The organism is Niallia sp. WK069_GA_01, from assembly GCF_983173855.1.
In genome coordinates, this window is sequence record NZ_OZ470138.1 from 2,832,689 (window position 1) to 2,847,279 (window position 14,591).

Consider the following 14,591-nt stretch of genomic DNA (forward strand, 5'->3'; position numbering starts at 1 on the left):
CAGGTCTACTTGTCCCGCTAATCCCATAGGAGTCTTCGTATATTCCAGCTGCTTTCTGCTTATTAATTTAAGAAAGCAGCTTCTTTTCACCGTGGTGCAAATCTGGCTGTATAGGTGTCTAATTTATTTTTTTAGTTTGTCTCTTAATACCATTGGTAATATGCCACCATGGCGATAGTAGTCAATTTCTACTTCTGAATCAAAACGAACTAATACCTCGAACGTTGTTTTCTTGCCGTCTTCAGAAGTTGCTGTTACTTCTACAAAATCTCTCGGCTTTACTGTTTCATCGATATAAACATTAAAAGTCTCTTTCCCTGTTAAACCTAATGAATCTGCATTTTCACCATCTTTAAACTGTAATGGTAAAACACCCATTAAGACAAGGTTGGATCGATGAATACGTTCAAAGCTTTCTGCAATAACTGTTTTTATTCCTAATAAATTGGTACCTTTTGCAGCCCAGTCACGTGAAGATCCCATTCCGTAATCTTTTCCTGCAACAACCATTAAACCAGTACCGTCTTGTTTATACTTCATACATGCATCATAAATAGAAATAACTTCTCCAGTTGGCCAGTATGTTGTATACCCTCCTTCTGTTCCAGGTGCAATTTTATTGCGAATACGGATATTGGCAAATGTACCTCTCATCATCACTTCATGGTTTCCTCGACGAGAACCATAAGAGTTAAAGTCACGAGGCTCAACTCCATTTTCTTTCAAATATTTTCCTGCAGGTGTATTAATACCAATAGCTCCAGCTGGAGAAATATGATCAGTTGTTACAGAATCGCTAAATTTTCCAACCATTTTTAACCCTTTTAACGGAAGAACCTGTTCTGGGTCTGGTTTTAGTCCTTCAAAGAATGGCGGATTTTGAATATAGGTGGATGTTTCATCAAATGTATATAATGGATCACTATTTGTTTGAATATCGTTCCATCGTTTATTATCATCAAATACTCGCTCATATTCTTTATTAAATAATTCAGGAGTAACCGTACGGTGAACAACTTTATTCACTTCTTCGGTTGATGGCCAAATATCTTGGAAGAATACATCCTTTCCATCTTTATCTTTCCCTATTGCTTCTTTTTGCAAGTCAATGTTTACTGTTCCTGCAAGAGCATATGCCACAACTAAAGGTGGTGAAGCAAGGTAATTTGCTTTGACAAGCGGATGAATACGCCCTTCAAAATTACGATTACCTGATAATACACTTGTTACAAGCAAATCTGAATCTGCTACTGCCTTTTCAATTTCCTCACGTAGCGGTCCAGAATTCCCAATACATGTTGTACAGCCATAACCAACAAGATTAAAGCCGATTTGTTCTAGATAAGGCAAAAGGCCGGAATCTCGTAAATATCCAGTTACTACTTTTGAACCTGGAGCTAACGATGTTTTTACAAATTTCGGTACTTCCATTCCTAATTCTACAGCTTTTTTTGCAACTAACCCAGCTCCAACAAGTACATATGGATTGGATGTGTTTGTACAACTCGTAATTGCCGCTATTGCTACGGATCCAGTTTTCATCGTAGTAGAATCCCCGTTCGCAAAATCAACAACCACTTGTTTATTGAATTCATCCTTTTTCAAACCAAAACCTTGATTTCCTTCTGGAGCAGTTACTGAATGAACAAAAGTATCTTGCATATTGGATAATGGAATCAGATCCTGTGGTCTTTTTGGTCCAGAAAGATTCGCTTCAATTTCAGAAAGATTTATCTCCACTACATCTGTGTAGACTGGCTCTACTTGAGGATCGAAAAACAATCCGTTTTCTTTACAATATGTTTCGACGATTTTTATTTGATCTTCTGAACGTCCTGTTAAGCGCATATACGCAATAGATTCGTCGTCGATCGGGAAAAATCCGCAAGTTGCTCCATATTCCGGTGCCATATTTGCAATCGTTGCACGATCTGCTAGCGGCAATTGAGTAACACCAGATCCAAAGAATTCAACAAATTTGCCTACTACTCCTTTGCTTCTTAACACTTGTGTTACTTTTAAAGCAAGATCCGTTGCTGTAGTACCATTTGGCATATCCCCAACAAGTTTAACTCCAACTACTTCTGGCACTGGAAAATAAGAAGGCTGCCCTAACATTCCGGCTTCTGCTTCAATTCCCCCAACTCCCCATCCTAGTACACCAATTCCATTAATCATCGTTGTATGTGAATCCGTTCCAACTAATGTATCTGGGAATGTTTCAAATTCACCATTTTCATTTTCATTAACATGAACCACACTTGCTAAATATTCTAAATTCACTTGATGAACGATACCTGTTGCAGGCGGAACTGCACGATAATTATCAAATGCTTTTCTAGCCCAGCTTAAAAATTGATAACGTTCAGCATTTCGTTCAAATTCTAAATCCATATTCGCTTTTAATGCATCAGGTGTACCAAATTTATCAACTTGTACACTGTGGTCAATAACTAAATCTACTGGTTTTTCTGGATTGATTTTATCCGGATCTCCACCCAAATCTGCCATTGCTTTACGCAAAGAAGCTAAGTCTACTACTGCTGGAACTCCAGTAAAGTCTTGCAGAATTACCCTAGATGGTTTAAATGGAACATCTATCTCTTCTACTTCGTCTGTTCCCCATTTTGCTAGGTTTTCAACATGCTCTTGTTTAATTACAAAACCATCCATTTGTCTTAACACAGATTCTAATAAAACTTTAATAGAATACGGTAACTTGGAAACTTTACCGATTCCAGCTTTTTCTAAAGCAGCTAATTGATAGTAATGATAACGCTTTCCATCTAATTCAAATGATTTGCGTGCATTAAAAATATCTTTTGCCATATGTATTACCCCCTCTTTGTAATCATATACCAAAAATAGAATAATAGTCGAATAATTCACACTTTCCATCCGCTCTATTCCCTATTTACCGCTTTTAATATTAATACAATTATATTCATAAGTAAATAATAAGAAAGTTATCAATTATCATAAGATAAACTTATGACACTGATAACTTTCTAAATAACTGCTAGCAAATTGTTCATGATCAAGGGTTTAAATTTATTGATAATATAAAGAAAAAACACCGACGATAAAATGTTCTAAAAATAGCATCCTTCAGGCTGTGGTGATCTTAGTAGGTCAGTGCTTCTCCACATTTCAGTAGCTTATATTTCATTCACTTCATCAACAATTGTTTTTAAATCGTGTTGAAAAGTCGCCAATTGCTCTCTTTGATGCTCTGAAGCAACTTCTAATGCATTTTCTATTTGTTCATATGTCTCGTTAATTTCTTGTTTTAAATGTTTTAATTGATGCCCATAACTTGCTGAATCTTTTACGATGTCTTCATATAAAGTTTGTGTTTCGATCAAACCGCGTTGAGCGGCTTGAAAAGCTTCTTGTTTATTTTTATGATATAACATAAAATTACCTCCTATTTAAGCTAACTATTTGTCAAACATCTAAAGAGTTTCTTAATTATAAAGCTGTTTTTGCAAAATTTATTGCCCAGGGAACTTTGGGCTTTTCCCTCTACATTCCTAAAAGCGGGAGTCATCTATCTGGAAATGCTAAAAAAACTCTACCGTTAAAATGTGCAACAGTTCATGAAAATATTCGGTATAATCTTTTGCTATTTCTCAAATTCTAAGACAAGGAGGGATGTTAAATGAATAAGAATGACGGGAAAGACATGCGCAAAAATGCTCCTAAAGGTCATCAAACAGGACAACCAGAACCATTAAGCGGCAGTAAAAAAGTGAAAAATAAAAATCACAGTCGACAAAAGCACAATAGCAGTCATGATATGTAAACAATTAACGGAGAAGAAGGTTTCACTTCTTCTCCGCTACATGATATAATTTCATCTTCATTTTTTACCAACTTTTCATTTTCTGCTACTCCTATTATGTTTCACATCTTAAAAATAATGGAATAAGATGTATAATATTAAGGAGGATAAATCATGAAAAATGACAAGAAGTCTTTAAAATGGAATGGTGAAATGGAGGAGTGGTTAAAAGATTTTTTTCTTGACCCGCTCACTACCTACCTAGATGAAACGGAATTTCGCATGGACGTTTTTGAAACCGAAAATGACTATATTGTGGAAGCTTTATTGCCAAATTTTCATAAAAAAAATATTTCTGTCATTGCTGAACATGATTATATAACGATACATGCTTCTACAACTATTAATTCGTTAGTAGAGAAAAAACAACGTACAATCTTTTTTCCATTTTTTATTGATATAAAAGAAATTACGGCTGCATTCAATAATGATATTCTTGAAATATTTGTTAGCAAGCATAGCCTAAGTACAAGAAAAACGAATACTATTTCTATTCAATAAATGCCTTATAACTTATATTTTCTTGCATAATACTTTTTTAATAAATAATACCGATATCCTCTTGATGCAAGCAGCGCCTGCTTTGCATATGTTCTAGCTTGATTCCTATTCCCTTGTATTTCTGCTTGTTCAGCTAAAATGACTGCCTTCATCCATTTCCTTTTTATATTGATTAGCTGATTATCGCAAAAAAATGATTGGTCTTGTTTCATTCTATATAAAACTTGATAGTACAAACGAACGTTAAATGAGTGTATTTTATTTATTTCCTGTGCAATTCCTTTTGTATGATTAAAATAAAAGGAAAATACAACGGTAAAATAAGGATAAAATTGTTTGTTGATTTTTTTGGTTACAAGCTTACGATAGGATTTGATAACTCCTCGGTCATCACAATTAGCAATCGAGTATACAAAACAATAATATGGATTACTTTTTCTTTTCCTAAAAAAAATATCAATCGCCTGGTCATTTTTACTAAAAAATACATTTATTACGGTATTTCTCAGCATTATAGAAAAAAACAAAGCACATAAAATAAAAACTAACCCTGTAAAATGGAAATACCTTGTCCATTCTACGAAAGAAAAACGAAAAAAATTGCTAAGGAATGGGTCTAAAAATGACATCATTCTATCTCCTCCGTTTGTTCGAACCATATATGTGCCAATAAAGAGATCCCTTCTTTTATTTCTTCAATCGTTAATCCACCGAACCCAAGGATAATTGGATAAGTTTCTCCTTTTGTTTCTTTCCAATAATACTTTTCAGCTGAATACACATTTATTTTGTTTCTCTTTGCTATTTCGCATAATTTATCCGTATTTCCCCCTTTTATTACGATCAATAAATGCAAACCAGCATTTTCTCCGATAATCTCTACTTTTCTGCCCATCCGTTTTTGAATACTTTGTACCAATATTGTTCGTTTTTCTTCATATAGTTTACGCATTTTACGAAGATGGCGCTCAAACTCTCCTTTTCCAATAAATAAAGAAAGTGCTTTTTGCATGATGGGTGAAGCTGCTTGGGATTCAAGCTGTTCCTTGTTCGTATTTCTTACTAAACGTTCTGGCATAACCATATAACTCACTCTTACAGAAGGCAGAAATGCTTTTGAAAAAGTTCCTAAATAAATAACACGATCATTTAGATCTAATCCTTTTAAGCTCGGAATCGGTGCTCCTTCGTATCGAAATTCACTATCATAATCATCTTCTATAATATAGGTTTGGTTAGCGTCTGCCCATTGCAGCAATTGCATGCGTTTGACAATAGGCATAATTTTTCCTAATGGGAATTGGTGGGAAGGAGTGACATAGGCTAAATCACTGTTACTCTTTTTTAGGCTTTCCATACTATACCCCGCTTCTACAGTAACTGGTATATCAACTAAAGTGCATCCTTCTTTCTCAAATATTCTTCTCACACCATCATATCCAGGATTCTCCATCGCAATCTTTTTAGCAGATGCACCTAATAACGGAAGAATTTGTTTTATCGCGTATTGTGTCCCAGCCTTAATCACTATTTGATAAGGGCTGCAATTAATGCCTCTTGCTTCGTATAAATACTTGCTAATTTCTGCTCGTAACGGAAAATAGCCCATTTTATCTCCATATAACATGACTTCTTTTTCTAAAGAATCTATGCTATCTGTCATATTTTTCTTCCAAGCCTTTAATGGAAAATGGCATAAATCAATATCACCATACTGAAAATCAATCACCTTTTCCTCATTCTTCTCCGCTATTACTGGATAATGAAATGACAGCTTTTTTTTATCCGGGAAAATGATTTTCTCTTCTAGTTTTACTACCCAATACCCCTTTTTCTGTTTACTTTCTATATAGCCTTCTGCCAACAATTGCTGATATGCCTCGTTAACCGTATTTTTACTAACGTTTAACCTATTTGTCAGCTCTCTTATGGAAGGAAGCTTCGTTCCCTGTTCTATATTTCCAGTTCCTATTTCATGACGGTAATATTCATATATCTGCATGTATAGCGGCAATTTCGTGTCCTTTTGTAAAAACATTTGCTATCCTCCCATCTGTACCTGTTAAAAAATTGAGTTCTGTCTCTTTTTTATAGGACATCCATTTTTTACAATAAGTGTAACACATTTAGAAAGGAAGAAGAATAGATGAATAAGATGAGACTATCTAGCAGGGAAATAACAGATCAAGCAATAATGGAGGATTTTTTAGAGGCTATGCATGTCGGCTATTTAGGATTAACTGATGGTCTGGAACCATATGTTATTCCATTAAACTATGTTTGGCATCAAAAGAATATCTATTTCCATGGAGCAAGCTCTGGCAGAAAAATAGAAATTCTTGAAAAAAATAATCAAGCTTGTTTTACAGTAAGTGAAGAATTAGGAACAATGAGCAATCCTATTCCTGCCAAAACAGATACTGCTTATAAAAGTGTCATCCTTTTCGGGAAGGTAGAAAGAGTCGAAAAAATAACGGAATGTACAGCTGTTATGCAAAGCTTGCTGAATAAATATGTACCAGGTTATTATGATAAGCCATTAGCTTCTTCTCATTTAGAAAGATATGTCTCCTCCTTAGGAAGCAAAACGGTCGTCTTTAAATTAACCCCTGAAAAAATAACAGGCAAAGAAAATAATTTGATCGAGAAAATGAAATTTACACCTGGCAGAACGATTCATATGGACCTTTAGAACCTATTTACATAGAGCAACTGTAAAAAATGCATGTTAGAAAATATAAATAGTGATGCTCGAAGCAACAGGGAGTTCGTTCACTTGTCCGACGCTTAACTGTTTGCTTCGATGTTACGTTCTCACACATCTTGCATGTCTTGCAAATCTGCAGACGCCTCTTTCCCTCCACTTTTTATCGGGTTTATTAAGCACTCCATATCCTTTTTTTATTCTGCAAGATTCAAGTATTCTATTTATCCTTTTTTATCGCTCTCGCTAGTGAGAAGTGTATGAATACTACACCCTGTATCTCTGTATGGAAAGAACAATGAAAAAAACAGAAACGAGTCTAGTTTTCTTCGTCCACTTCTAGTATGATGAAAATGATGAATTACTTTTTAAATAAAGCGAGGATAACAATAAATGAGTTTATTAAATGTTGAAAATTTAAGTCATACATTTGGCGATCGAACATTATTTAAAGATGTTTCTTTTCGCCTTTTAGCAGAAGATCATATTGGTTTAGTAGGAGCAAATGGTGTCGGAAAATCGACTCTAATGAATATTATTACAGGACAGCTTATCCATGATACTGGTAAAGTGGAATGGATTCCAAGTGTGCATTATGGATATTTAGATCAGCATACTGTCTTAACACCAGGAAAAACAATTAGAGACGCTTTAAAAGATGCCTTTTTACCCCTTTTTAAAGAAGAAGAAAAATTAAATGAAGTAACCGCTAAAATGGGGGATGCCACTCCAGAAGAATTAGAAGCTTTATTAGAAGAAATGGGAAAAATCCAAGATAAATTGGATGCTGGCGGATTTTATACACTTGATATCAAAATCGAAGAAGCAGCACGTGGTCTAGGCTTAGACGCCATTGGATTAGATCGTGACGTTTCTGCGCTAAGTGGTGGACAAAGAACAAAAGTATTGCTTGCTAAACTTTTATTAGAACAGCCAGAAGTATTATTATTGGATGAACCTACCAACTATTTAGATGTTGAACATATCAAATGGCTAGCTTCTTATTTAAAAGAATATCCATATGCTTTTTTGCTTATCTCCCATGATACTGAATTTATGAATCAAGTATCCAATGTTATTTTTCACCTGGAATTTTCTAAACTATCCAGATATACAGCAAGTTACGATAAGTTTTTAGAGCTTGCAGAAATCAATAAAAATCAACATATTAATGCATATGAAAAACAACAGGATTTTATAAAAAAACAAGAAGATTTTATTAGTAAAAATAAAGCGCGCTATTCAACCACTGGCCGTGCTAAAAGTAGACAAAAACAATTAGATCGTATGGAACGCATTGATCGTCCGGAAACTGCTGTGAAGCCTACTTTTGAATTTAAAGAATCAAGAGGAAGCAGCCGTTATGTTTTTGAAGGGAATGACTTTGAGATTGGCTACACTCATGCTCTTTTGCCGAAAATGTCGATTACAATTGAACGAGGCGAAAAGATTGCTGTGGTCGGCTGCAATGGTGTTGGGAAATCTACCTTGTTAAAAACGATGCTCGGAAAAATTGAACCAATCAACGGAAAAATTGAGCGTGGCGATTTTCTTTACCCTTCTTACTTTGAACAAGAAGTAAAAGCAGGAAACATTACGCCAATTGACGATGTTTGGAATGCTTTCCCAATCATGGATCAGCATCAAGTTCGTGCTGCACTTGCTCGCTGCGGCCTAAAAAATGAACATATTTCAAGACCATTAAATCAATTAAGCGGTGGCGAGCAAGCAAAAGTCCGCTTATGCAAGCTCTTAATGGAAGAAAGCAACTGGTTATTATTTGATGAGCCAACAAATCATTTAGATGTTGTTGCTAAGGAAGAATTAAAAAGAGCATTAAAAGCATACAAAGGAACGATTGTTCTAGTATGTCACGAACCTGATTTTTATGAAGATTGGGTAACAAAAGTGTGGGATGTAGAATCTTGGTCTAATCAAGATGTTGAATAAACAACGATTAAAAGAAGCTGGGACATAAGTATTCCAGCTGAAGATAAACCCGAACAATGATACGAAGATGTATTATTGTTTGGGTTTTTTATTTATGTAAAAAAGAAGATTTGCGGTAATCACCCGCAGCCTGAATACACTTCGGCGTGCGATGATCCTCCTCGGCGATTGTGTTCATCTAACCCGCAAATCCCACAGGAGTCTCGCATATCCGCTTCAATCAAGCCGTCAAGACTTGCAAACGAATTTGAAGGTGCGAAGTTTGAGTTAACTCTATTAAAAAAACATAAATAACCCGTATAGGGAAGTAAGCATTTAAGTGCTAAGTTAGAAAATGTTCGTCTTTACCCATTATCTATCTAGTTATGTCTCAGCCTCTTTTTTGTATCTCCCCCTTGCTTTTAACCAGAAGCCGCTTCTCTAAAAATGTTATTTTTTTCGTATTTTTTTCATGCATTAGCAAACACTACCAATAATGATATTTCTTTTTGGGGGTTTGTTTGATGAATAAAAAATTGATTATGTCAATCTTACTTGTTCTTTTGTCTTTTTCCTCTTCTATTCCTGTTTTCGCTGCTCCATCAAAAGCAGAAATAGAACAGCTTTCCAATTCATTAGGCTGGACAGAGCATGATTTAGAAAACTACTTGTCTTTTAAAGAAATGAAGCTGACAGATTTTGATAATATAAAGGAACTAAAAGAGTGTTTAGGAACTCCGATTACGCCGAACTCTCTTGAACATCTCTTACATTCTTATCATATGACAAGAGAAGAGCTGGATATTTTGTTAGCCGGTTTTAATGAAAAAGTACAGGATTTCTGGTTTATAGAAGATTTAGATGTTGCCATTGATTTTTATCAAAATCATGAAACCATCATGACAAATCTAGAACAGTTTCTTATTAGTGTTGGCATAAATGAAACGGAAAAAAAACAATTATACAATCATTTTAAACAGCTTGATCAAGAAGTATTAAACAATAAAGTTTATGAATGGAAAAAAGCATTAGGAAATTTTGATACACTTGATCAAGACGAAACATTAACAAAAATACAGCAGAAAAACTTAGTTTCCCTTTGGAAAGATGTAATTAATACACTTGCATTACAACCTATCTTTTATACAGTAGACGATAATGGAAAACGGACCGAATTATCGATACAAACCTTCTTAAAAGATAAATCCTATGATACTTTGACGTTGGAACTGCAAGACAAGCAGAATAATGTATTAATCGATACGGTTATTTCACCAGAGAAATTATCTAGTCGTTTTGCTGTGGATGCTGCGGACAAAGTAATTCAACTTTCCGAGCTCAGCGGAGAATTATCAACACTCTACCAATCACAACTGCCAAACACGGCCACTTTTCATCCTTTATTTCTTTTTCTTGGATATATGTTGATTTTATTAGGAATTCTATTTGTATTCCGAAAGAGAAAAAAAAATATTCATGATGAATAAACGATTTTTTTCTAAAAGCTGGATAGGGTGCTTCTGTCTGTGTATTGGATTTTTACTCGTTTTTTATCATGGGAGCTATCTTGTAAAAACTCATATTCAAACAAGTTTTCCAAATGAAAGACTACGCAAAATAGAAACGAACAAACCTCTGAAGATACGGAGATTGTATCAAAATGGGGATCTCATTGGCTCTATCTATTTACCATCTGTTCAGAAATCGATGAATATCTATGAAGGAACAGATCATGATATTTTAGAAAAAGGAATTGGACATTTTTCACAAAGCGCTTTGCCTGGACAACAAAATAACAGTATTTTATCTGGACATAGAGATACCTTTTTCCGAGTTTTAAAAGATATCCAACAAAATGATTCTATTTATATTCAATTAGATAATCGAGAATTCCAATACAAAGTCAGAAAAATGGAGATTGTATCGGCAGAAAATCAAACAGTTTTAACAGCAAAGTCAAGACCCATATTAACATTAACTACATGCTACCCTTTTTATTTTTTAGGAAATGCTCCACAGCGTTATATTGTTACAGCAGATCTAATCAAAACAATCACTCTTTCATCATAAATAAAAAAAGAAGAGGTAAAAAAGCAGACAAACTCCTGCTTTTCTACCTCCCGAAATTTTTTTCTTTCAAGCTAATATTTTTCACAGCTGAATTATTGCCATTTTGCTAAAGTATTTTTTATATGATTTTTCCATTTCACTATTTTTAAAACCATTTTTTTATCGCTTTTTTGTTTTTGCATCTCATAGAAGCTCGCTACTAAAATGAGAATACTTCCAGCGATAAGAAGATATGCCCACCACGGAAAGCTTCCCCAATATGACTTTGTTTGCAGCATAACATTTAGCAAAAGAACAGTAACTCCAACAAAAAAATATGATTTATATTTAAAGTAAAATCCACTAATAACGGATAGTACAGACAAGCTGCCGATGATCAATGCATCCATAATCGTAGATGTTTGCAGTGCATCCATTATTAATAAGGAAGCAACAAGTATTAATACCCCCCACTCTATCCGATTTATAATTGGCATATATGTTTTGGCTACGATCTTTTTACTGATAATAACAAGTAGTAACCAAGGTAAAACGATACTTTCTTTTGAGAAATACAAAGGAATCGGCAACTGATCTATTACGGAATAGTATGGCTGCAGCAAATAAATGACTGCTCCCAGAACAGGTAACCATGCTATTTTTTGCGGTACTCTTCTTTTTTGAATAAATAAAGTGACTGCTATAAAGATACCTGGCAGAACCTTTGCCCATACACTATCTAAATGAATTGCATATAAATAGGCAAAAACAAGAATTCCTGTCAAACTATAAAAATCAAGATAACTTCCTTCTATTTTTCCAGCAAAATAATAAATAGTGTTATATGCAAAGGAACCGATAAACACAAGAAGAACACCTATCACACTATATAATAAGAACTGATCGATCTCCATTATATTCGTTGAATAAATGAATAGCTCTGTGCTTGCTACTAATTGAATAAGACCAGCTATGCTAAAGTAGTGCATTTTAGATACATAAGTAAAGATGAAATAGATAGCAAGATAAATCAACAACACGATATACGTACTCGTAGAAAAAACAGAAGTGATCATCCAACAGCTAATGCCTATTAGAGAAAAAGGGATAAAGAAATAGATTATCGCTTTTTTAGCCACTTTGTGAAGCAGAATATAAACAAGAAATAAAAGGATACTTGTGAATAAAAACGCTTGAGAAAATGAATCACCACCTGCAAACTCTGCTGATAACGTATTGGCAATAAATAAAAAGAAGCTACTATAACTAGCATATTGAAAAACAATAATTCCCCATTTATTTTTCACAATAATTACACTAATGATATACATACAGAGTGCATATAAGAAATGAAGATGCATCTCTCTCCCATTTACCGTATAATCAATGGAAATGGAAAGTAATAAATAAAGATGCCCTAGAATAAAAAATGTACGTTTAAAATCATGTTCTTTCAACACCCATTGCAATGCGAATAAAACTAACCAGCCATATAGGTGAAATTTCCATTGAATGATTGAAGAATAAGCAAATAAGTCTGAAATCAAGGCTAAATATGTCATAACAGCTACTATACTGATTAACCAAACAATCAGCTCTTTCTTCCTAACCTTGTAAAATTGGATAAAGACAAAGAGTCCTACCGCATAAATTCCTGTTCTCGTCCATTCACCAAACAATGGAAAGATTATAGAAAGAAAAATAGCTAAAATATATATACCTTGACCAATATAAAAACTAGTTTGCTTTAATACAACGTCCTTTTTAAAAAAGAATGTAGATGCAAGCAATAGAACACTTGAAATAGCCAGATTAAAGGAAATCCCTTTACTTTCAAAGAAAATAATAGATTGACTGAAAGCCAAATAAGCAGCTGCCAAACAGAATGGAATCAAATATCGCAATGCTGCTAAATAAAATACTGGCCATCTTGCTTTTTTCACTAGTATAAAGCTAGCTGTTAATAAGAGAAATAAGCAGCCTACAAACCAATCACCAAAATAGAATATTCCCGAATAATAAGCAACAACCATCATTATTGCCAAGCCAAATGTCGCAGAACTATATTTTATTTTTTTTAATACAGGGAGTTGATTACAGAATCCTAAAAGAAACAGCAGTATGATTCCAATACTATAAATGGTGATAAGCGCTAATTTTATTGAATCCACAATATTCATTTTTAAAGCAAACTGCCAAAAAGAAAGCCCAATAAATACTGCTGGCAAGTATGTATAAATACGATACGTTGATCTATTCGCTAAATAGATAAATTGACAGGCAATCAACAGATAGGTGATAGGCAGCATAACAGAACCTTTAAAAATCAATTCCGTATTATATAGCTGGCTGTAAAGGAATGTTAAAGCAATAACGACTATACTTGTAATCTCCCAAACCCGCCCCCATTCTATCACTTTCGAAATAACTGAACCAAAGACCATTATACATAGTGCTACCACCGCCAAAAGAACCGGGCTCCAATTATAAAAAAGGTCTGTTGTAAAAATTCGATAACTTCCTATAACAACCATTAATGTTACAAAAACATGATACTGCTTGTATTTCGTTTCAAATAAGATGCCAATATATAATGCACTCAACAATAAAAAATTTATGCCTTGAAATACAGCTCCATTATAAAAAAATAGTAAACAGATAGTAGTAAGAATAAGATGAATCTGCGTATATATTGGCATTTCCTTGTTAAATTTCTTTACTAAATACTTTTCTTTCCATTTAGACAAAATAAGAAGGAGACAACAATTATAAGCAATAAAGCAGAAGAAAAATAGATCCTTCGTGAAATGGAAGCTTAATAATAAGAAGGCAGTCATACAAGAAATCGTTACTAATGTGACTACACGAAAAAAACGGGAATGCAATAAATTTGCCAAGTAGTAGTAAATCGGTATTAAAAGGAGTGAACCTAACACACCTAGGAGAAAATTTCCTTCTCCTCTAAAAGATAAAAAGTGACCTAATAATTCAAACCAACTTACAGATAAGATACCAATTGGCAAAAAGAAGCTTCCTAGAACAAAAAATGCAAATGCTGTTTTTTCTATTTTCACTATTCTTTTAGCAAAAACAGCAAATCCATAAAAAAGAAAGGAAACAAAAAAGGTTGAACATGCTTTCATCCACCCTGCCATGGTATCCCAATTGCTTGTAGCAACAAACAATCCACCTATCAGCAGGAGCAATACTCCTATATATAATAAAAAACCAATATTTCTTTCTCGCAGCTGTTCTGCAGTGTGGATTTTTTTTGGCTTTGTTTGCTTTTGGAGTATTTCTTTCCACTCTGCATGTTTTTTTCTTTCTATTGTTTTTTTGTATATTTTCTTCTCTTCATAAAACCGATCATATGCTTTTAATATATGATTATATTCTCCTGTTGTTATGTATTCATTTACTTGTAGTTGTTCTAATTCTGATTGAAAGATATCTTTTTTACTTTGATGAACAGACATTATATTCCCCTCTTTTCTATTAAGGATTTTGAATTACTTTTCCACTTTAAGTGTAATATTACAACATTTGATTCTATTAATCAAATAG

At 33.8% G+C, this 14,591-nt stretch carries 11 protein-coding genes; 6 read left to right on the plus strand and 5 right to left on the minus strand.

What is annotated here, in order from left to right:
• Positions 1-123: 123 nt before the first annotated feature.
• Both acnA and AC5LWL_RS13520 read right to left on the minus strand, forming a co-directional pair.
• A complete protein-coding gene (gene acnA / locus AC5LWL_RS13515; RefSeq protein ID WP_493434786.1) occupies positions 124-2,829 on the minus strand; it encodes an aconitate hydratase AcnA in 2,706 nt (901 codons plus the stop codon).
• A 329-nt stretch (positions 2,830-3,158) separates the two neighbouring features.
• Complete coding sequence (locus AC5LWL_RS13520) at positions 3,159-3,416, minus strand: hypothetical protein (protein WP_493434787.1); 258 nt, start codon at positions 3,414-3,416, stop codon at positions 3,159-3,161.
• Between the two features lie 245 nt (positions 3,417-3,661).
• On the opposite strand from AC5LWL_RS13520, the gene AC5LWL_RS13525 reads away from it, so the two are divergent.
• Together AC5LWL_RS13525 and AC5LWL_RS13530 are read left to right on the plus strand one after the other, a co-directional pair.
• A complete protein-coding gene (locus AC5LWL_RS13525) occupies positions 3,662-3,805 on the plus strand; it encodes a small acid-soluble spore protein P (protein ID WP_493434788.1) in 144 nt (47 codons plus the stop codon).
• Positions 3,806-3,958: 153 nt separating this feature from the next.
• Positions 3,959-4,345, plus strand: coding sequence for an Hsp20/alpha crystallin family protein (locus AC5LWL_RS13530; protein ID WP_493434789.1), 387 nt, complete (start codon positions 3,959-3,961; stop codon positions 4,343-4,345).
• 5 nt (positions 4,346-4,350) lie between these two features.
• On the opposite strand, the gene AC5LWL_RS13535 is transcribed toward AC5LWL_RS13530, so the two are convergent.
• Positions 4,351-4,977 carry a hypothetical protein gene (locus AC5LWL_RS13535; RefSeq protein WP_493434790.1) on the minus strand — a complete coding sequence of 209 codons (627 nt, stop codon included), beginning with the start codon at positions 4,975-4,977 and terminating at the stop codon, positions 4,351-4,353.
• A complete protein-coding gene (pdxR, locus tag AC5LWL_RS13540; RefSeq protein WP_493434791.1) occupies positions 4,974-6,383 on the minus strand; it encodes a MocR-like pyridoxine biosynthesis transcription factor PdxR in 1,410 nt (469 codons plus the stop codon). The genes AC5LWL_RS13535 and pdxR overlap by 4 nt, the downstream gene beginning before the upstream one ends.
• Positions 6,384-6,491: 108 nt before the next feature.
• Between pdxR and AC5LWL_RS13545 the strand changes: the two genes are divergently transcribed.
• The 4 genes from AC5LWL_RS13545 (at position 6,492) to srtD (ending at position 11,048) form a co-directional block, all read left to right on the plus strand.
• Positions 6,492-7,037: a pyridoxamine 5'-phosphate oxidase family protein gene (locus AC5LWL_RS13545; RefSeq protein ID WP_493434792.1), complete on the plus strand. Its 546-nt coding sequence runs from the start codon at positions 6,492-6,494 to the stop codon at positions 7,035-7,037.
• Positions 7,038-7,442: 405 nt separating this feature from the next.
• Complete coding sequence (locus tag AC5LWL_RS13550) at positions 7,443-8,999, plus strand: ABC-F family ATP-binding cassette domain-containing protein (RefSeq protein WP_493434793.1); 1,557 nt, start codon at positions 7,443-7,445, stop codon at positions 8,997-8,999.
• A gap of 503 nt (positions 9,000-9,502) precedes the next feature.
• The gene (locus tag AC5LWL_RS13555; protein WP_493434794.1) at positions 9,503-10,465 is read left to right on the plus strand and encodes a processed acidic surface protein; all 963 of its coding nucleotides are present in this window, start codon (positions 9,503-9,505) and stop codon (positions 10,463-10,465) included.
• Positions 10,458-11,048, plus strand: a complete 591-nt coding sequence (gene srtD / locus AC5LWL_RS13560; protein ID WP_493436613.1) for a class D sortase, LPxTATN-specific — start codon at positions 10,458-10,460, stop codon at positions 11,046-11,048. The genes AC5LWL_RS13555 and srtD overlap by 8 nt, the downstream gene beginning before the upstream one ends.
• A 92-nt stretch (positions 11,049-11,140) precedes the next feature.
• Here the strand turns inward: srtD and AC5LWL_RS13565 are convergent, their stop codons facing one another.
• Entirely contained in the window at positions 11,141-14,503 is a 3,363-nt protein-coding gene (locus AC5LWL_RS13565) for a hypothetical protein (protein WP_493434795.1), read from the minus strand.
• Positions 14,504-14,591: the final 88 nt, after the last annotated feature.

What these genes read in the sequence shown, in the direction of transcription:
- srtD (WP_493436613.1), top strand. Translation starts at nt 10,458, where the DNA reads ATGAATAAACGATTTTTTTCTAAAAGCTGGATAGGGTGCTTCTGTCTG.
- AC5LWL_RS13545 (WP_493434792.1), top strand. Translation starts at nt 6,492, where the DNA reads ATGAATAAGATGAGACTATCTAGCAGGGAAATAACAGATCAAGCAATA.
- AC5LWL_RS13555 (WP_493434794.1), top strand. Translation starts at nt 9,503, where the DNA reads ATGAATAAAAAATTGATTATGTCAATCTTACTTGTTCTTTTGTCTTTT.
- AC5LWL_RS13530 (WP_493434789.1), top strand. Translation starts at nt 3,959, where the DNA reads ATGAAAAATGACAAGAAGTCTTTAAAATGGAATGGTGAAATGGAGGAG.
- AC5LWL_RS13520 (WP_493434787.1), bottom strand. Translation starts at nt 3,416, where the DNA reads ATGTTATATCATAAAAATAAACAAGAAGCTTTTCAAGCCGCTCAACGC.
- AC5LWL_RS13535 (WP_493434790.1), bottom strand. Translation starts at nt 4,977, where the DNA reads ATGATGTCATTTTTAGACCCATTCCTTAGCAATTTTTTTCGTTTTTCT.
- pdxR (WP_493434791.1), bottom strand. Translation starts at nt 6,383, where the DNA reads ATGTTTTTACAAAAGGACACGAAATTGCCGCTATACATGCAGATATAT.
- AC5LWL_RS13525 (WP_493434788.1), top strand. Translation starts at nt 3,662, where the DNA reads ATGAATAAGAATGACGGGAAAGACATGCGCAAAAATGCTCCTAAAGGT.
- acnA (WP_493434786.1), bottom strand. Translation starts at nt 2,829, where the DNA reads ATGGCAAAAGATATTTTTAATGCACGCAAATCATTTGAATTAGATGGA.
- AC5LWL_RS13550 (WP_493434793.1), top strand. Translation starts at nt 7,443, where the DNA reads ATGAGTTTATTAAATGTTGAAAATTTAAGTCATACATTTGGCGATCGA.
- AC5LWL_RS13565 (WP_493434795.1), bottom strand. Translation starts at nt 14,503, where the DNA reads ATGTCTGTTCATCAAAGTAAAAAAGATATCTTTCAATCAGAATTAGAA.